General features: G+C 31.5%; 17 protein-coding genes. 2 read left to right on the top strand and 15 right to left on the bottom strand.

Features of this window, described 5'->3' with window-relative positions:
- Window positions 1–540: 540 nt before the first annotated feature.
- From mscL to RYK07_RS06475, 3 genes are all read right to left on the bottom strand, one after another.
- A complete protein-coding gene (gene mscL / locus RYK07_RS06485; protein ID WP_314853022.1) occupies window positions 541–924 on the bottom strand; it encodes a large conductance mechanosensitive channel protein MscL in 384 nt (127 codons plus the stop codon).
- A gap of 81 nt (window positions 925–1,005) precedes the next feature.
- Window positions 1,006–2,130: an FAD-binding oxidoreductase gene (locus RYK07_RS06480; RefSeq protein ID WP_314853021.1), complete on the bottom strand. Its 1,125-nt coding sequence runs from the start codon at window positions 2,128–2,130 to the stop codon at window positions 1,006–1,008.
- A 12-nt stretch (window positions 2,131–2,142) separates the two neighbouring features.
- Entirely contained in the window at window positions 2,143–3,597 is a 1,455-nt protein-coding gene (locus tag RYK07_RS06475; RefSeq protein ID WP_314853020.1) for an amidase, read from the bottom strand.
- 153 nt (window positions 3,598–3,750) lie between these two features.
- Here RYK07_RS06475 and RYK07_RS06470 point away from each other — a divergent pair, with 153 nt between their 5' ends.
- Window positions 3,751–4,770 (top strand): DUF6287 domain-containing protein, encoded by a 1,020-nt coding sequence (locus tag RYK07_RS06470; protein WP_314853019.1) that lies wholly within the window; start codon window positions 3,751–3,753, stop codon window positions 4,768–4,770.
- A 159-nt stretch (window positions 4,771–4,929) separates the two neighbouring features.
- The gene (locus RYK07_RS06465) at window positions 4,930–5,985 is read left to right on the top strand and encodes a DUF6287 domain-containing protein (RefSeq protein WP_314853018.1); all 1,056 of its coding nucleotides are present in this window, start codon (window positions 4,930–4,932) and stop codon (window positions 5,983–5,985) included.
- Window positions 5,986–6,150: 165 nt separating this feature from the next.
- On the opposite strand, the gene RYK07_RS06460 is transcribed toward RYK07_RS06465, so the two are convergent.
- The 12 genes from RYK07_RS06460 to agaF all read right to left on the bottom strand — a co-directional run bounded on the left by RYK07_RS06460 (window position 6,151) and on the right by agaF (window position 19,826).
- Window positions 6,151–7,155, bottom strand: coding sequence for a sugar kinase (locus RYK07_RS06460; protein ID WP_314853017.1), 1,005 nt, complete (start codon window positions 7,153–7,155; stop codon window positions 6,151–6,153).
- A 43-nt stretch (window positions 7,156–7,198) separates the two neighbouring features.
- Window positions 7,199–7,825 carry a bifunctional 4-hydroxy-2-oxoglutarate aldolase/2-dehydro-3-deoxy-phosphogluconate aldolase gene (locus RYK07_RS06455; protein WP_314853015.1) on the bottom strand — a complete coding sequence of 209 codons (627 nt, stop codon included), beginning with the start codon at window positions 7,823–7,825 and terminating at the stop codon, window positions 7,199–7,201.
- Between the two features lie 30 nt (window positions 7,826–7,855).
- A complete protein-coding gene (locus tag RYK07_RS06450) occupies window positions 7,856–9,712 on the bottom strand; it encodes a heparinase II/III family protein (protein WP_314853014.1) in 1,857 nt (618 codons plus the stop codon).
- A gap of 10 nt (window positions 9,713–9,722) precedes the next feature.
- Window positions 9,723–10,538, bottom strand: a complete 816-nt coding sequence (locus RYK07_RS06445; RefSeq protein ID WP_314853013.1) for a PTS system mannose/fructose/sorbose family transporter subunit IID — start codon at window positions 10,536–10,538, stop codon at window positions 9,723–9,725.
- Window positions 10,528–11,325 carry a PTS mannose/fructose/sorbose/N-acetylgalactosamine transporter subunit IIC gene (locus RYK07_RS06440; RefSeq protein WP_314853012.1) on the bottom strand — a complete coding sequence of 266 codons (798 nt, stop codon included), beginning with the start codon at window positions 11,323–11,325 and terminating at the stop codon, window positions 10,528–10,530. Before RYK07_RS06440 ends, RYK07_RS06445 begins: the two co-directional genes overlap by 11 nt.
- Window positions 11,326–11,339: 14 nt before the next feature.
- Window positions 11,340–11,840, bottom strand: a complete 501-nt coding sequence (locus RYK07_RS06435) for a PTS sugar transporter subunit IIB (RefSeq protein WP_227931783.1) — start codon at window positions 11,838–11,840, stop codon at window positions 11,340–11,342.
- A 17-nt stretch (window positions 11,841–11,857) separates the two neighbouring features.
- A complete protein-coding gene (locus tag RYK07_RS06430; protein ID WP_314853011.1) occupies window positions 11,858–13,039 on the bottom strand; it encodes a glycoside hydrolase family 88 protein in 1,182 nt (393 codons plus the stop codon).
- 55 nt (window positions 13,040–13,094) lie between these two features.
- Window positions 13,095–16,478 (bottom strand): polysaccharide lyase family 8 super-sandwich domain-containing protein, encoded by a 3,384-nt coding sequence (locus tag RYK07_RS06425; protein ID WP_314853009.1) that lies wholly within the window; start codon window positions 16,476–16,478, stop codon window positions 13,095–13,097.
- A gap of 193 nt (window positions 16,479–16,671) precedes the next feature.
- A complete protein-coding gene (locus RYK07_RS06420) occupies window positions 16,672–17,370 on the bottom strand; it encodes a GntR family transcriptional regulator (protein ID WP_314853008.1) in 699 nt (232 codons plus the stop codon).
- A 118-nt stretch (window positions 17,371–17,488) separates the two neighbouring features.
- Complete coding sequence (locus RYK07_RS06415) at window positions 17,489–18,286, bottom strand: gluconate 5-dehydrogenase (protein ID WP_314853006.1); 798 nt, start codon at window positions 18,284–18,286, stop codon at window positions 17,489–17,491.
- Window positions 18,287–18,300: 14 nt separating this feature from the next.
- Window positions 18,301–19,131 carry a 5-dehydro-4-deoxy-D-glucuronate isomerase gene (gene kduI, locus RYK07_RS06410; RefSeq protein ID WP_314853005.1) on the bottom strand — a complete coding sequence of 277 codons (831 nt, stop codon included), beginning with the start codon at window positions 19,129–19,131 and terminating at the stop codon, window positions 18,301–18,303.
- 254 nt (window positions 19,132–19,385) lie between these two features.
- A complete protein-coding gene (gene agaF / locus RYK07_RS06405; RefSeq protein ID WP_314853003.1) occupies window positions 19,386–19,826 on the bottom strand; it encodes a PTS galactosamine/N-acetylgalactosamine transporter subunit IIA in 441 nt (146 codons plus the stop codon).
- Between the last annotated feature and the right edge of the window lie 365 nt (window positions 19,827–20,191).

The raw sequence follows: 20,191 nt of genomic DNA, 5'->3' as shown, positions 1-20,191 counted from the left end.
AAAAGAGACGACTTATGTCGTCTCAAAAAAAGTCTAACTTTTTGGGGTCACTTCAATATAGGTGGTTTTCAGAACTATCCCTTGAACGGATAGTCCAATAAAAAATAAAAAAATATTAAAGTGATAAGAATAAGGAAAAACTTATCACACTTGTATAATATCACTAAGTTCTAACAATTTCAAACACAAAAAAACCACCTAATACATAGATGGTTTTTTATTTTTCATACCTATCTTTTTCCGGAGATAGTTCTATGAAAAAATCTAAAAAAAACAAATAAATTAAAATATGATAAAAAACTTATCACACTCGTATAATATCACTAAACTCTATCAATTTCAAGCACAAAAAAACCACCTAATATAGGTGGTTTTCAGAACTATCCCCTGAACGGACAGTCCAATAAAAAAATAAAAAAAAAGAAAAAAAGTGATAAGAAAATGAAAAAAAACTTATCACATGAGAATATTAGCACAGATTACTATAAATTTCAATAAAAAAAGGATGAGAAACCTCATCCTTCATTAAATTTTATTTTATTATTTGTTTGCTAATAAATCACGGATTTCACGTAAGTAATCTTCAGCTTTTGGTTCTGCAGCAACTTCTGCAGCTTCTTCTTTTCCAGATTTAACTAAACCTTGAGCAGCGTTTATACCTTTAACTACCATGAAAAGAACAAAGCCTACGATTACAAAGTTAATGATTGCAGCAGCAAAGGCACCTACACCTAATGTAGCTGAACCAATTTTAACTGATACTCCAGCGATTGAATCTGCTTTAAATACCATTGCAATAATTGGTTCGAAAATATCTTTTACTAATGAATCAACGATAGCTTTGAAAGCTGCCCCGATGATTACCGCAACTGCTAAATCAACAACATTCCCACGCATTAAGAACTCTTTAAATTCTTTTAACATTATGATTCCTCCAAAATTTGTAATATTTACCATAGATATAATACAAGATTTTGCATTTCAATGCAACAAATATGATTTCTGTTATATTAGTTTTTGGATATAATTTTCTGGAGTATAAGAATCCACGTTAAATAAAGGTGTATCACCAACTGACAACTGTGCTAATAATGCACCAATCCATACTCCTGAAGTTAAGCCTGAAGAACCTAGACCACTAGCAACAAATATCGAGTTTTCTTCTGGAATACTACCGAAAAATGGTAAGAAGTCAGAAGTATAGGCTCTTGTTCCAATTCGACTTCCTCCCCATTTAGCTTGTTTTAATGCTGGGAATACTTCACACGCTTCTTCATACATTTTTTGTTGTAACTCTTGGCTATCTTTTAAATCAAAGCCTTGATCATTCTCATGTGTTGCACCTACAATAATTTTCCCATCTGCAAATGGTAAAATATCAATTTCCCCATGCAACATACAAACGGGCCATTTTCCTGTTTCTTCAGTTGTCTCTAATTCTAATTCAATTAATTGCCCTTTTTGTGGGCGAACGTCTACATAATACCCTAGCGGTTCAATTAACTCTTTAACCCACGCTCCACTTGCTACGATAATTTTGTCGAACTGTTCTAATCCGCTACTTGTCTTAACGACTACTTTTCCTTCTTCATCTCGTGTTAAACTCACTTTTTCTTGTTGAACACTAGCCCCATTTTGTTTGGCTAAAAACAATTGCTGTTCAACTAACAGTTTCCCATCAACTCTTCCTCCACCAGAACAATGAATCGCTCCATGAGTTCCGTTCCAGCCAGGAACATAAGAAGAGATGCTTTCAGCTTCAATTTTTGTTAAAGTCCCAATTCTCTCTTCTTCTTTTCTTCTTTCAGTAGCAATTTTTTCTAGCTTCCCTAATAATTTCGGAGTCTTTTTAAACACTAGCGCTCCTACTTGCTCATACGGTAATTGAGTCACACCATCTTCTCGTAATTCAGCCATTAATTCTGGATAATAAGAAGCTCCTCTTGCAGTCAATCGATACCATTCTTTATTTCTTCTTTGAGACAACCATGGGCAAATAATTCCTGCTGCAGCTTTCGTAGCTTGTCCAACTCCATCATCATAGACGACTAATTCTACTTCTTTATTTTTTGATAATTGATAAGCAGCCGTTGCTCCCACAATTCCTGCTCCGATAATTGCAATTTTCATCCTAATTCCTCCCTAATCTTTTCGATTCCATTGATGCTCTTGTTCAAAAATTTCTGCAATTTGTAATAATAAATCTTCTCGCCCTTTAGCAGCCATCACTTGTACCCCAACTGGTAGTCCTTCTTGTGTACAATAAATTGGAAGACTAATCGCTGGTTGCCCAGTAATGTTGGCTAATTGAGTAAATGGAGTTAACTCCAAAGTTTTTTCAAACATTTCCCAAATAATTTCTTGCTGTTCATCTACTGAATACTGTTCAATGGACTCTAGTGCTACTCGAACAGATTCTTTCATTGGATACTGATCATGTTTTGGAGCGACATCATTCACACATGGAGTTAAAATCACATCATATTCTTCATAACACTCTTGCATTTGTTTTGTCCAATAATCCCACTGGTTCAATGCTGCACTGTAATCTTTCGCTAAAATCTTTTGTCCCGATTGATAAATTCCCCATGTCATTAGTTCCATATCTTCTTTTGTAAGTGGACGTTGTATCATTTTTTCAATTCCATTCATCATCGCAGCTGTTTCCACACTATTCATTATATAGTAATTTTTCATCACTTCGATGCCATCAACTGGCCATTGAATTTTTTCAATAGAATGTCCTTTTTCTTGTAAAAATCTTACTGCTCGATTCAAAGCTTTTTTTGCAGCATCTTCGACCTTATTTCCAATCGGTGAATCTTCTATGACGGCAATTTTTAGTGGTCGTTCAATAGATGCATAAAGTTGTTGTTTCAATAATTTAGGTAATATAAACGGACTTTCCATTTGTTCCACTTGCAGCACTTCTAATAATCTTCTTGTATCACGAACGGTTTTTGTTAATGCAAAATTTACTGATGCTCCTTGCCAGCCACGATAGCCATTTGGACCAACAGGGATTCTACCTCGACTTGGTTTTAACCCAATTAATCCTGTAAAACTAGCTGGAATCCGAATCGATCCTCCACCATCACTTGCCATCGCAAGAGGAACCATTCCACTAGCCACTGCACTTGCTGCACCACCACTCGATCCCCCTGCATTACGACTGAAGTCATATGGATTCGAAGTGACCCCCCATAAACTTGGTTCTGTCATATTTTTAAATCCAAATTCAGGTGTATTTGTTCGACCAATAATGACAAATCCTGCTTCTTCTAATTTAGTTACTAATGTATCTTGATGTGTTTGAAGGATATTTTTGAATAAACGTGAACCAGCTGTAGAAGGTTCACCCTTTTGACATTGTCCTAAATCTTTCAACAATAAAGGAACCCCTGCAAATGGCTTATCACTAAAATTGCGTGTTCGAGCTTCTCTTAACGCTCTTTCTTCTTGCAAATGCACGACCGCATTCAAAGTTGGATTCAATTGTTTTACTTTAAACAAAGCATCTTGAACTAATTCAACAGAAGAAACTTCCCCATTTCTAACTGCTTGTGCCATTGCTGTTGCATCTTTAAACTCTTGCATGTTTATTCCTCTCCTTCCATTCACTCTACTTTATTGTACACAGCTATTTTCTATTCGTAAACCTCATAATTATCGTATTTTAAGATATCTTTTGAAAAATAAACGACACCTTTGCTATACTAAATTCAAATTAAGAAAAAAGGAGTTCTATTTATGAAAAAATCTCATTTGCTACTAGGGCTGGGAATCTCTATTAGTTTATTAACGGCTTGCCAAAAACAAGAAACCACAACACCTTCAACTAGTCAAGCAATCACTACAACTATTGAAGAAACAACTGTTGCTCCAAAACCTGTTGCTGACTATACCTTATACAATTCAGTTCTTCAAGACTATAAAGAAGCTTTGAAAAAAGAGGGTGGATCCTTCGATAAGGAAAATATAAATCAATTTATTTTAATCGCAAAAAATAATCACTATCTACAAGGTGCTTCTTATATTTTATATGACTTTGATAAAAATGGCGTAGATGAATTGCTAGTTGCGACTATGTCAATAGACAATAAACATGCGATTTTAGATATTCGTACCATTATCGATGGAAAAGTTGTTCAAGTAACCAATGCAGAAAATCAATTAAGCTTTATCGGTGAAAGAATGAATATTTTCCCATTAGAAGATGGAACTTTCACTTATATTGGAGCTGCTTCTGCAAAAGACCATGTATATGCGCATTACAAATGGAATGAAACAGGAAGTGCATTAGAACGTGTAAAAGAAGGAATAACTCCAGATATTATTGAAGGACTAGCTCCAAAATTAAATATCCCAGAAAATGATTGGTATCCAGTGCAATGGTATATCACTACTCCTGAAAAACAAAAAGAAATGGCAAAAGCAAAACTAGATCTTCAAGCCATTAAAAATGGAGATTATACTACTCTAAAAGGAACATGGGTAAATCGTTTGGGATACACTCTTATATTCGATGAAAATGGACTTGTAAGTGATACTAAAATGATAGATATTTCACGATTTAATGAAGAACATGGCTTTTTAAGAGGAGGACTCTCATTTAAAAACGGAACAGGTGCTGCACTTGCAATTATTCCAGCAGGAGTAACTCTATCCTATTCTACCTCAGATCCATCTCAAATTGACCGTGATCGCTTATGGGCAGGACAGTCGATTGCTGATAATCCGGCAGACTTCTATTATAAAATTGATGAATAACGATTCTCAAACATACGTCAGTAGGAATTTTCTACTGGCGTTTTTTGGTACTTAGAAATTTTTATTATATAATTTTGTTCATAATTTCACTAGATATCTTTTGATATTTTGAATTTCTTTTTGTTATACTTTTAGTATCAATAAAAAGGAGTGAATATTATGAAAAAAACGCATTTGCTAGTAGGGCTGGGAATCTCTATTAGCTTATTAACAGCTTGTCAAAACTCAAGTTCTAGTTCTAACTCTGCTACAACAGAAGCAGAAACAACTACTCAAACAACCGTTGCACCAAAACCTGTAACGGATTATACATTGTATAATTCAGTCCTTAAGGATTATAAGGAAGTCGTTGAGAATGTTACTAAACATCAAAATGATCATTCCAAAATAAAGCATAATGTTAATGTTAATAGTATCGCATACTTAGTAAAAAAAGGATTCGATTCTCCTGGTATTAGTTATACATTATATGACTTTGATAAAAATGATGTGCAAGAATTAGTTATTTCCATGGACTCTTCAAAAGACGATCATTATATTCTGGATATCTATACTATTTCAAATGGAAAACTGATTCGATTAACAAACAGAGAAAATAAATTAGATATGATTGGGGAACGAATGAATATTTTCCCATTAGAAGATGGAACATTCTCATATATCGGAGCTGGAACTGCAAGAGATCATGAGTATATTCATTACAAGTTTAATGATAATGGAGATGCTTTAGAAGAGATTACTAAGGGAACAACTGAAGATGTTATTAAAAATCTTCCTCCAAAATTAGATTTAAAACAAAAAGAATGGAAACCTACACAATGGTACATCACTTCTCCTGAAAAACAAAAAGAAGTTGCTAAGAAAAAATTAGATATTCAAGCCATTCAAAATGGAGATTATTCTAGCCTAAAAGGTACTTGGGTAGACGGTACTGGGCATACCTTTATATTTGATGAGAAAGGTCTTGTAGATGAAAATTATGAAATGAAATTATCTTCTTTTAAAGAAAATAAAGGGACTTTAATTGGTGGATATGGTCCTAAAAATTTACCAGTTGGTGGTGCAGCTGTTTATATCATCCCAGGTGGCGTTCCAATGACAGCCGATAGAAATGATACTTTCGTAGATCCTATTCAAACAGATAAAGATCGTATTTTCGCCGGACAACAATTCCCACGATTCGCAAGTGAGTTTCATTATCGAATTGATGACTAAATTTCTTAAATTAGCGTCAGTAGATTTTCTACTGACGTATTTTTAATCCTATTCAAAAATAGATTTTTAATTATCAATTAGTATATTTTCTAACAAAATATGGATGAAAAACCTAATGTTATTCATCCATCAAAATTAATATCAAATATTTTTAATACTTTGTAATTAACGTAAAATACAGCCTGTTTTATTTTTCATAAAATTAAAAACTTCTTCCTCATCAAACTGATTCCAATCACCAAAAACTGTATGTTTTAGAACTGAACTAGCAGTGCCAAAATCAACAATTTTTTGGCTATCCCATCCTTTTAAAATTCCATTTAAAATTCCTGCTGAAAAAGCATCTCCCCCACCAACACGATCAATTACGGGATTTATATCATATAATTTAGACTCTACAAACTCCCCTTCTTCTCCTATAAAGAAGCCTTGCAACTTATGACGATTAGTAGAATTCACAATTCTTGTTGTTGAGTAAAGTACTTTAATATTTGGATATTTCACCTGAATACGATTATAAATTTCTTGTAACGAAATATCTTCATCTTCACTTGATACTTTTAAAAAATGGATAGCATCTAATTTACCCGCTGAAAGAATGTCTACATATGGGAATATTTTTTGAAAAAAACTGTACGCTCTATCGTATCCCCACAAGCTACTTCTGTAATTTATATCAAAACTGACTAAACAGCCGTATCTTTTTGCTTTTTCTACAATTTCTAGTGTCCAAACTTCCCATTTTTTAGAAAGTGTTGGTAATATACCAGAAATATGTACTAAATCAACTTTTTGAAAAATCGCATCAAAATCCCAACAAAATTCATCAAGCATCGCAATACTAGAAAAGGCACGATCATATAAAACCTTAGAACCTCTTACTGAATTTCCTTGCTCTAAAAAATACGAGCCTAGTCTTCCATTTTTTCGAAAAATTTCTTTTGTATCCACACCATACGAATTCAACCTAGAAATCACTGCATCACTGAGTGGATTTTTTGAAGGAAGAACAGATGCTACTGAAACAGCATGTCCAAATTGAGCCAAAGAAATTCCAACATTTGTTTCAGCTCCACCATAACAAACTCTAAAATTATTTGTATCTTTAATTCTAACATCTTCATAAGTTGATAATCGTAACAAAATTTCACCTAAAGTGACTACTCTCATTCTTGAACCTCTTTTACTATTTATTATTTATAAATGAATCTTATCAATTCAAAGCTTGTACAAATTTTTTAGCAATATTTGTTACACTTTCATAACCTTCAGAACCAACTTTTGCACTTAAAGCACTTCCTACACCTACTGCAACAGCACCTTTATCTTTCCATTCTTTAATATTGGATAAAGAAACTCCTCCTGAAGGCATTAAATCAACATTTGGAATCGGTCCATGAATATCTTTAATAAATGAAGGACCCAAGGTAGCTCCAGGAAATAATTTAATAATCTTTGCTCCTCCATTCATTGCTCGAACAATTTCAGTTGTTGTTGCACACCCAGGAAAATAGTAAATATGGGCATCTTTTGCTAACTCTTGAATAGAAGCATCATAATGAGGACTTACTAAAAATTCTGCACCTGATGAAATAGCTTCTTTTGCTAGTTCTACATTCATAATTGTCCCTGCTCCAATAACAATTTCTGTATTATTTGAATACATTTTTTTTAATTCAACAATTGCTTTAGAAGCATCTGGCGTTGTATATGTTACTTCAATATTTTTAACTCCTCCCAAAATAGAATATTTTGAGATTTCTATTGCATCTTTCGCTGAATTACCACGAATAACCGCAAAAATGTAATTTTCTTTTAACTGTTCTAATACATTTACCATAATTTTCTCCTTTAAATTTTCATAAATAACTTACATCAAACGAAATGTCTTCCCATCTTTCCTAACAATTAACTTACCGTATAAAATTTTCCCATCAGTGTCTTTTATATACTTTAGACCATTACTAATATCTTCTGGTGAGTAGTAAACTACTAACTCTTCATTACCTTTCGTACATTGAATTTTTATACCTTGCACTTCTTCATTAAATTCTTGTCTTCTAATTTCTTCTTGTTCTATATAATACGTTTCTAACGAAATACAAGTAACAAGTGGAGTGATTGAATTTTTAATTTTTAAACGCATTCCCTCTTCTAGCATATTGTACCTTCTAGAATAAGAAATAGGGTCTATATCCATTTTACCATTTGTCCAAAAGTTAAAATCTAGTTTCTTTATTGTCGGAACAATAAATGTCTGATATATCAAATCTTCTTTCTGCGTTTCATCAATTATAACCATTACTTTTTTATTGCTATCAATTATAATTTTTCGAATAATTATTCTTTTATCTATATCACTAGAAGTATTAATTGGAACTTCCCATTGACATTCAAAACAATACAGGGAATCTTCTTTTAACGCAGTCATTGAGAGTATTTTCGGGACCCAATTATAACTCCAAGAACTCTTAATTGATGGATAGTTTCCTCCTTCTATTTGCACTGAATTTTGCATCATTTCAGATTTTAATATATTTCGTAACTCACACTCCTTATAAGTATAGCGCCCCGCGAATGTCATAATTTCAATACCATTAATTTCTAAACTGAATGCTCCTTGAGATGAATGACCGTGAGAGCTTCCATGAAGCCCACCAAAAAAACTAAAATAAATATCCTCACGTTTAATCACAGCTAATCCTGCTACATTATCAAAGAAAAATTCATCAAAGTACACTTTATGTAATTCCAAAAATTTTTTACCAGAAAACAGAATTCCTATTTCGTAATTTGTACAACAACTATCAAAACCTAGTAAATTATAATAAGAATAGACCCACGAAAAATCCACCGTATCACTATCATTCAATGCTAATAAATATTGATTATCATTTGATAAATAATGAGCAGCATGTATCGGTTTTATTAGTATATCCTTCCAAATTTTTACATCTTCATTCTCTAAATAAGATGTAAGCTGATATAAATATGCGTAACACATCGTAACTTGATGATGATACAACGGACTTTGTTCCCAGTGAATTCCCTTTTTAGTAAATTGAATGTTTGCTTGTTTAAATAGAATTTCCTTCGCCCATTTAAAACTTGCAGACTCTTCATCATCTAAATATAAAAAAGACAATATCCCACTAACTGCTAATACACCCCAATTACTGAGAATATGCTTTTCTAAAAAACGAGATTGAATATACTCAACATGTTTTTTCATAGAATTATAAATACGTTTTTTTTCAATTTCATTCAAATTATCTAAAGGAAGATATGTTAAACTCTTTATCCAATTCATTAGACGAATACCCGCATCCAAAATTCTCCATGAAGATTCTTGATGAGCATACTCTTCTCCTTCATTTATGGAAATAAAATCAAAAATAATTTCTTTCCATTTTTCAAAATATTTCAATTCATGTGTAAGATAATACGCCATTGCTAAATCTACTAGAAACCCCTGACGATTTAACATAAAAATCCATTCCATATCATCATTTGGAGTTTTATTCCATTTAAATTCACTAAATGAATATTTTTCGAAACAAGTTTCCATATCCATTGCATTGTCATAATAAACTAGATCAAGGTCTGTTAAATCATCAACTTTAGAAAAAAGTTCAAGTAGAAAACTACTTGAACTTTCCCTTATTGTTTTAATTGTGTTTTCTTCTAACCAGAATCTAGTTTGATAAAGTTTTATTTTATCAAACATATTTTCACCTTTATGCTAAAATTCCTAAAACAGAAGCTAGAATACCAATTACAAATAATAAGATTAAGATTTGATAAGTATTCCATTTTTTCTTTTTCAATAAGTAATATACTAATATTGTAATTAAAACTGGTAAAAGTCTTGGCATCATTTTATCTAAGATTTTTTGAATTGAAACAATTTGTTCTTCACCAGAACTTACTGTCGTTGCATATTGAATTGCAATTTTAGCTTTTACAAATGATGCAGCTAGTGCAGAAATAACTGTTACACCTACAATATTTGCAGCTTCTGAAATTTTGCTGATTTTATCACTTAAAGATTTAATAGCATTTGTACCCAATTGATATCCTAAGTAACCCATAAATACTTTAATAGCAAACATACTTAAAAGCATTGCTAACCAATATCCCATCGGAGCAAATCCTAAACCATCCAAAGCTAGACCTGCAAAGATTGTAGAAAATAATGGTGCTAACCCAAATTGAGCAATAGAATCTCCAATCCCTGCTAAAGGACCCATAAGAGCCATTTTAATACTACGAACTGAATCAATACTTTGACCATCTTCATACATTGCTAATTGTAAGTTTGAAATAAATGGAACTAAATGCGGACTTGTGTTATAAAACTCTAAATTAGCTTTCGCTGTTTCTTTTAGTTTTTCTGGATTATCTTTATAAATCTTCTTTAATCCAGGTAAAATTACATTTAGATAACTTACACCTTGATAAGTGTTATAGTTAAAGCCATTTTGTAAAATATATGATCTTAATGCTGTTTTAAAATAATCACGTTTAGTTAATTTATTTTGATTAGATTCCATTACTAAAATCCTCCACTTCACTAGTTTGAACTGTTTCTACTACGGCTGGTTTATTAGCATTTTGATAATATGCAATTAATCCAAATACTGTACCAATTAACGCTACAGCCATTGTTGGTAATTCTAAATAAGCTACACAGACATATCCTAAAATTACATATGGAGTTAATTCTTTCTTCAACATTACTGATAAAATCATTGCAAAACCAATTGCTGGAATTAATCCACCTGCTACACCAAAACCACTAATCAACCATTTTGGTAATGCATTAACAAAAGCTTCTAAAGCTGGACGACTTAAAGCAGATAAAATACCAATTACAAATCCTGATACAGCTAAACCTAAATAAGTTGAATGTGCAATTAATTTAAATTTACCATAGTGACCATTTTCAATTGCTTTCTCAGCCATTTTTGGATTACCAGCAAAGAATGTATACAAGAATGTTGTTACAAATTGGAATAATACGGCAAATGGGAACGAAAGTGCTAAAGCATTTTCTGGGGTAATCCCTTGATCTTTTAATGTAATTACCATAATCGTTCCTACAATACCAGGACCAACTGGGTTAGGTGGAACGGTACCACCAGCACCTACTCCAAATCCCATGTATGCTAATTCAGCTAAGGCACCAAACGTTAACGCTGTCGGAATATCTCCTAAAATTAAACCTACAAAAAATGCCATTACAATTGCTCTATTTGTATAAATCCCTAATAACATCCCTGAATAACAGAAAGCTGTTACTAAACCAATTAAAATACCTTGAAATGCTGTTATTTCCATTGTTATCCCCCATTTCAGCTAATAGCTTCTAATAATTTTTCTAATGTTTGTGCTCCATCATTTGTTACTGGAGAGGTTTTTGTATTGAATTGAATATTATATTTATTCTTCAATGTTCGCAAAGCTTCTTTATCCTCTTTACCAAGATAAATAAATTGAGAAACTTTGTCTTTCCCTGGAGCTGAATGAATATTACCAACGTTAATAGTATCTAGTGGAAAACCTAATTCCGCTAATCTCAATGCATCCGTTGGATTTGAAACTAGCACGAAAATGGTTTGGTGAGGTGCTGCTTTCCAAATAATTTCAGCAGTTCTTTCAACCGTCCAAAATCGTACATTTATTTCTTTTGGTAAAACAGTCTTCATCAACGTTTGTTGTAAATCATCAGTCGATACCGCATCATTCGCGCAGATGACTAAATTCACTCCTAAACTCTTAATCCATAATTGCCCCTGACCATGGATCAATCGTTCATCGATTCTGACCATTTTAATGTTTGGTTTATTTTCCATATAACCCCTTCCTTTCTTTACCAATACATTTTCCAATTTTTTTTCTTACGCATTAAAGCTTCTAGGTAGAAATAATCACCCCAAATATTTCCTTCATTTACTCCTTTACCTGAATGCCATGAATATACTCCTTCATTTAAAAGGGCAATAACTCCACTTGCTTTTTGTTTTGTATATCGAGTAATAAGATTGTATAAAATTCTATCTTCCCATTTGTTATATTCTTCAAAAATTTTATTTTCAGGATATTCTTTTGACATTTGATTCATTCCACATACTGCTATTGCAGCAGCTGAAGTATCACGTGGCTGACCTGAATTATCATCAAAAATCAAATCCCAATAACACACAAAATCTTCAGGCAATCTATTTAAAAAGTAATTTGTCACAGCTTGAAAATATTCCAAATTAGTTTCTATAGGGAAATAAGCATTACAAAGTGCTATTCCATATATTAACCAAGATTGTCCTCTAGCCCACGCAGAGTCATCTGAATATCCTTGTCTAGTTTTACCATATGCAGGTTCTCCTGTTTCTGGATCAAAATAAAATGTATGAAAAGCTGAAGCATCTTTACGAATAGCATTTTTGACTGTTGTTTTAAAATGTTCTTTTGCTATTTCAGCAAATTCTTCATTACCAGTCTCTTTACTCGCCCAAAAAAGAAGCGGAATATTTAATAAGCAATCAACAATCAATCTATAGTTATCACGTGCTCCAAGTTCGCCCCAAGCTTGAATAAATTTTCCTTTTTGTTGATATCTCGAAGCCAATTGTTTTGCCGCTTTTATAGCAGCATCTCTTGCTTGAATGTTTCCAGTTAATTTATAAGCACTTACACAAGATGGAGTGTACAAAAATCCTAAATCATGATGGTTAACCTCGATTAAATTATCAATTCGATAAATAAATGAAAGAACATTTTTTTCAGCAGCTTTTTTATACTTTTCTTCTCCTGTTAGTTCATAAGCTAACCATAACAACCCTGTCCAAAAACCATTCGTCCACTCCGTATTGTCCATGATTTTATACTCATTATTAAATGTAGCTGGTGTTGGATACTCTTCACCAAGAATATCTAAATTATGATCTATTTTTATTAGACAATCTTTAATTGCTTTTTCAAGTATTTCAGGAGTTAATCTTTCCTCATCACTTGATCGATACGATTTTAATATTTCAATATTTTTTTCAATCATTTTCTCACCTCTAATCGTTTTAGACTTAACACGTTAACTTTATTTATATTTTACATCACATCTTTAGTTTTGTAAACGTTTTTTTGATAAAAATCGTAATTATCACAAAAATAAATGGTAAAATTACGGCTGATTCTATTTTTCTTGTTCCTGTATTAGGTAATTTTTTATTCACATCACGTTCACTTAAAGTGTTAACCATCTCAACACCATTCTCTGAGGAAGTTGTTTGTTCTTCTAATTCATTATTTTTCTTTAATTGATTTTCTCTATCATTTTCTATTTTTTTACTTTCTTGTGAGATAATTGCGTTATGCTCCTCTATTTGTGTATCTTTCTTTGTAGATTCTTTACTATTAGTTTCTAATTTATGATCTTTTCCGATGTACATTTTATCGTCATTTTTAAGATCTTTATTCTCATTCCTTTCAACTTTTGATTCATAAATCAAGTATCTCACTCTATCTTCTGCAGATGGTTCAATAACTTGTTTTAACACATATGGATTTACCTTTAATTCATTTAAATGAGCATTACTATTAGTGGGATCTAAAAATGCCACTTTAATCTTGTTTAATTCTTTTTGAATTGTATATATTCCCTTTTCTTTTAACACAAGATTATCTTCCAACTTCAACTCAGAATCATCATATTTAACAACTCCATAAATATTATTTGATTTATCATAAACAACTTGATTATTTTCTGAATTCTCAATTACTGTAATATCTTCTTTATTTACTTCAGATTCAAATTCTTTATCATTTCTATTAGGGTAAAGAACATACGCATAACTGTTTCTAACCATATCATGTGGTTGTACAATTGTTAAAAATGTATTTTCTACACTCTCATTACTTTGACTTTCATTGATATCTTTCCAAGTACCACTTCTTGTTTCTTTTTTCACATTTAATGATGTAGTTTTTAAAAATTTGTATCCAATATTCATTTCTTTATTGGAAGATTTTAGGAAAATATTATTTGCTTGTATTTCTATTTCAGTACTATCTACTGTTTTCTCTTTTCCATCCACAATTACCTTGTAATCTTCTTTATCCATACTACGATTTCTAGAACTTCGTTTAATCTTTCTATTTTCAATAACAGTATATCCATTTGTGCCACTTGCATCCTTTACTCCCGAACCTAAGAATACTACTCGATCTCCTAAGATAAACCAAGCTTTTTTAGCACTCATTGTATTATCTAAATTTGAAAAATCCATTGCTACTGTTCCGAATTTTTGATTTAAAGAAGTAGAACCAACAAATGAATTTTTCATTGTTGTCATTCCTAAACCTTTTTCTCTTGCTTTATTATTTTCTGTTATCCCAGGCAACTTATACGGATCAACTGTAGCCCAGTAATCATCACTAAAATGACTTAAGTCATCATTATATAAATAAGAAACTCCATCACTTGTATACCATCCTTTGGCATTTTCCTTATTCATAAACTCATAATTTTGAATTTTATCAGAATGCATACTAATCCCAAAAGCAAAGCCACGTTCTTTATTGTAGTAGGCAACTTTATTCATATCATTATACAATTTCAAATAAGTATTTCTTTCAATTTCTCCCACCATATTATTCGATAAAAGAGTTTCAAAAAGATACACATCATAGAATGATTTTAACGATAAGAATGTATCATAATAGTTATCCGACTTAACAATATCTTTTACAATCCCTTGTAATTTATTCTTTTCAGATTGTTCACTTGCTTCAGCAATTCTCATAATACCTCTTAATACTTCTACAGCGGCATAATGGTCATTTTGAATTTTTCTACTTAGAGATCTTCCTCTTGTCATATCCATCAATTCGCCTCTATAAATTAACGGAAGAAAACCTTCATAAATCCAGTTATATAAAATTTTTAGTTTATTTTGTTCAATTTTATAAGGACTAGCTTGGATAACTGGAAGTAATTGAGAAAATCCATCTATTAAAACATTTCCATAGGCTCCTGTATATGCTATATTGGTGTGATCTACATACGAACCATCATAGTGAAATCCTTCTCCTTCAGAAACCACCTCTAAGACATTACTCACATTATTAATCGCTACTTCTAATTTTTCATTATCCTCTAATAAAATTCCTTCAATAACTTTTACTTTTCCTAAATCAGAAAGGTTTCCTCCAACAGCTTTTTTCCCTCGGTTTTGACTTACCATTATTTTCGACGGGTCAGGTACCATTTTAGAAATTGGAAGTAATAGTTTCACAATTTCTTCTTTACTAAAATAATGATTCATAATGGTTAAAATATTATTAATAGCTCTAGGAACACCAATTTCATAATCCCACCAATTCCCTCTTGATTCAGTGTTTTCATTATAATAATTATCTTCCATTAACTTCATACTACGTTTTACTATACTTATTACTTCTTTATCATTGTAGTATTTAGATTTTGGATTTGTAACTGATTTTGCAATTTGTTCAAGGCGACGATATGTTTTAGTCAAATTAGCTGATTGTGAATAATCTGCTAAATCATCCCAAAGTTTTTTATCATTATTTTGAAGTTTTGCAAGATAATTTTCTACATCTTTTTCATTACTTTCAAAAATTTTATTCATATAGCTACTTTGACTATCAAAATATCTATTTCCTGAAATCATTGTATCCCATTTTTGCAAGAGAGAATCAAAAATATTATTAGATTCTTCTACAACTAAAGATACCACCTTATCTTTTTTTCCAGGTGCACTTACCATTAATTCTGTCGTTCCTATTTTTTTAGGAACAATAAATCCATCTTCCACTGAAGCAATACTATTATCTTTCACTTCATATTGGTAATTTCCAGGTAATAACCATTGTTTATTAATATTTAATGTTACAGAATTATCAAATTCAATCTCTTTAATTCCTTCATTTTCAATAGAAGTTGTATTTTCTGATTTTAAAAGACTCACATCATCAAAGTATGCTGTTCCAGTTCCTGTTTCATAAAATAACTCTAATCGAATCTTTACAATATCTTCACCGGAAACGAACTCTCCTGTAATTGTCGTCCAATCATTATCTCCAACTAAATTTTTAGAGTACCATAGATTTGACTTTTGTTTATTATTGCTATCGTAAGAAAGTATTCGAACACGAGCTCCTATATTAGACTTTAAAGCTTCTGTTTTTATTCTTGCTGAGAAAATATACTTTTGATTAGACTCTACAGTAATATCTTGTCCAACAACAGCTCTCATTTCTGCATCTGAATCCATTCTTAATACACCATCATCAGTTACAGTAATATGGTACTTATCTTTTACACTTTTTGGAATCCATGGAGTATTCCAATTTGTTGCAGATTTTCCAGTCCATTTATTCTGACTATCCTCTTTCAAATTAAAATCACCATTTTTGACAAGATTGACAGAATGCTCACTCAATTCTTTAGCATAACTTATTTTATCGTTTCCCATAACGAATACAAAAGTTAATACAAAAAAGCAAATTAAACTATACATCCTACTTCTTTTCATCACAATCACCCTTCCAAATTTTAAACTTAACGTGTTAACCCTATAAGGATATTATCAAAAAATACTCTCTTTGTAAACGGTTTATTTAAAAAAAACACAAAAAAGCTCTCAAAAAATTTGAGAGCTTTTCAATCTATTCTGCTGTAATTTCTATTTCATAATAACTAGGATGAATATAACTTTCAGAATACTCAATTACTTCTTTTGTTGTGTTAGAATAAATTGTTTTCTTCACCAACACTAGTGAATGTGATTGAAGTTCTTCTGTTTCGCTATTATTCATTTCTTTAAATTCAATAGTCATAGACATTGGCATATTTACCAAATTTTTTTCTAGCGCTAACTCTTTAGAAACACTGCCACCTTGTGTAATACGTTCAATAGAATCTTCACTTAATTTTGCAACTTGAACATATCTTTTTTGTATTTTCCACATTGTTTCATCAATTAACGCTTTTTGAATAATTTCGTATAAAGGATCGCTTGCATCAAATTTTGTGCGAATGTTTATATCATTACAAATACGAATGTCTGTACAAAATTTTTCCGAATTTTTTTTAGGATTCAAAACCTTTTTTAATTTTTCAGTAAAACTAACTTTTCGATGCAGCATATTTTTTCGAACAAAGGTGCCTTCTCCTTGTTTTCGAATCAAGAAACCTTCAGCTACTAAATCATTTAAAGCTTTTACCACAGTTGTATTACTCACATTGTAAATTCTTTTTAAATCACCTTCAGAATAAATTTTAGATCCTGGTTTAAATTTTCCTTCGTCTATTTCTCTAAGAATATCTTGCTTAATAATTTCATATTTTCGTAGCAATAATAACACTTCCGTCCTTCTAGAATACCGTAATAATAACAAAATTATGTTGTTAAGTAAACATAATGAAACACCTCTAAATATCCATAAGAGGGGTTCTTATTTTTTTCGGTTTTTAGACTATTTTTTACGGTTGTTTTCCAATGTATGCTAAAATCCCACCATCAACATACAAAATATGCCCATTTACAAAGTCACTCGCACTACTTGCTAAAAAGATTGCAGGTCCTTTTAAATCCTCCGCTTCTCCCCAACGTTCAGCTGGAGTTTTTGCAATAATGAATTTATCAAATGGATGTCTTTCTCCATCCGGTTGAATTTCTCGAAGAGGAGCTGTTTGAGGTGTTGCGATATATCCTGGTCCAATCCCATTACATTGAATATTGTAGCTACCATATTCTGATGCAATATTACGAGTTAACATTTTCAAGCCACCTTTTGCAGCAGCGTATGCTGATACCGTTTCTCGTCCCAATTCACTCATCATTGAACAAATATTGATAATCTTACCTCCACCATTTTGAATCATTGATGGAATAACTGCTTTAGCCATAATAAATGGAGCATTTAAATCTACATCAATAACTTGTCGGAAATCTTCAGCCGACATTTCATGCATAGGAATACGTTTGATAATACCAGCATTATTAACTAGTATATCAATTACACCTACCTCTGATTCAATTTTTTTAACCATATCTTGAACTCCAGGTTCATCAGTAACATCACAAACATATCCATATGCTTTAATTCCCTTTTCAGCATAGTTTGCTAAACCTTTTTCAACGCCACTTTGATTTCTATCATTAAACACTATAGTTGCTCCTGCACTCGCTAAAGCTTCAGCAATCGCAAATCCAATTCCATATACTGCACCAGTTACAAGTGCAACTTTTCCTTTTAAAGAAAATAATTCATTTGACATTTTTTAACACCTCACTATTTTAGTTCTTGCATTGGCACCATATCCATATCTGTATATGTAATATTTTCTCCTGCCATTCCCCAAATAAATGTATAATTTGAAGTACCAACTCCTGAATGAATTGACCAACTAGGTGAAATACAAGCCTCTTCATTTCCAACTACTAAGTGTTTTGTTTCTTGTGGAGTTCCCATAAAATGAAACACTTTTGTATCAGGTTCCATATCAAAGTAAAGATACGTTTCCATTCTACGTTCATGTGTATGACATGGCATTGTATTCCATGAACTACCTGGTTCAAGTACAGTATATCCTAATTGTAGTTGGCAACTTTCACATTGATTAGGGTGAACATATTGATAAATTTTTCTTTGGTTTAATGTACTGGAATCCCCCATACAAAGTGGAATAATTTTTTCAATACTCAATTTTTTATTTGGGTATTTATGATGTGCCGGAACTGAAACAATATAAAATTTAGCTGGGTTTTCTGAAGATAGACTTGAGAACTTAACTTCTTTAGTTTCTTTTCCAATATAGTATCCATCTTGTTTTAGCATATTTTCAACAGTCCCATCAATTTCTATGATACCGGGACCACCAATATTAATTACTCCCATCTCACGTCTTTGAAGAAAATACTCTACCCCTAATTCAGTAGATAATTCAATACTTAATTTTTCTTCCAATGGCATTACACCACCAAAAATCATACGATCATTATGAGTGTATGTTAACTTTACTTGATTTGGTTCAAATACCTTTTCTACTAAAAATTCCTTTCTTAATTGATCTGTAGAATAATGTCTTATGTCCTCAGGACTATGTGTATATCTAGTTTCCATTGTTATTCTCCTTTTTAATAAAAATTAATTGTTATTTAAATACAATTTTATTTTTGATAACGCTCTCTTACATAGTCTAACACTAAACAAGTAACGTTTCAAGAAATATTCACAACGTTAACACGTTAAGTTTTTTGTTTAAAAAATATTACCTTCATAAACCAGAAATAGTTATAGAAATTACAACCGCATTCGTATGTTTACATAGGTATTATGACTACTTTATTTTTTTATTGTTCACCTAATTATCAGAATTAAATTCCTTCCTCATCATTTTCAATTATTTCTTCTACTTTTTTTGATAAAACTACATGTTGAATACCTTCTTTACCTGCATTTAAACTTTGCGTCACTACCGCTTGAACATCATTTGCAAACTCACGAAACATTGCAATTTCGATTAGCATTGGTAAATTAGTGCCGACTACTACTTCTACATTTTCAAAATTAGTAGAAGCTAACATTGCTGCTTTGAACGGGCTACCTCCCAATAAATCAGCAAATATAACAATTCCTTCTGTGGTATTTTGTAATTCAATTATTGCAGATTTCATATTGGACTCCAATGTTTCCATTGGTTCGCTTTCATGAAATGGTACTACTTTAAAAGCTTCTTGCTTCCCAGCTATCATTTCTAATGCATGACCTACACCAATTGCATACTCCCCATGACCTGTTAAAATTAATCCAATCATAATTTTACCTCCTAATATTTGTATACTTATATACTAGTCTAGGTTTTAAGAAAATACAAGAGGAAATTTAAACGTTTTCAAAATTAATTCTAAACTTTCTTTTGTTCTGGATTCTCCACAGTATCAAAATTTTAATAATTCTTCACAAATTGACCGAGATCATTTATGGGAAGGATATCAAATTACTGAACAAGGTGAACCTTTCTATTACAAAATTGATGATTAACTAAATACGCATCATAAAATCCCGTCAGATGTACTGCACCCCAAAAGTTAGACATAAAAAATCTAACTTTTGGGGTGTTTTTTTATGAAATTAACTTATGAAGATAAAATAGAAATTTATCAACTAAGAAAACAAGGTG

The sequence above is a fragment of the uncultured Granulicatella sp. genome (assembly GCF_963528315.1).
Classification (GTDB): Bacteria; Bacillota; Bacilli; order Lactobacillales; family Aerococcaceae; genus Granulicatella.
The sequence above is the reverse complement of the archived record's forward strand: the minus strand, read 5'-3'. Positions and strand labels throughout refer to the sequence as shown.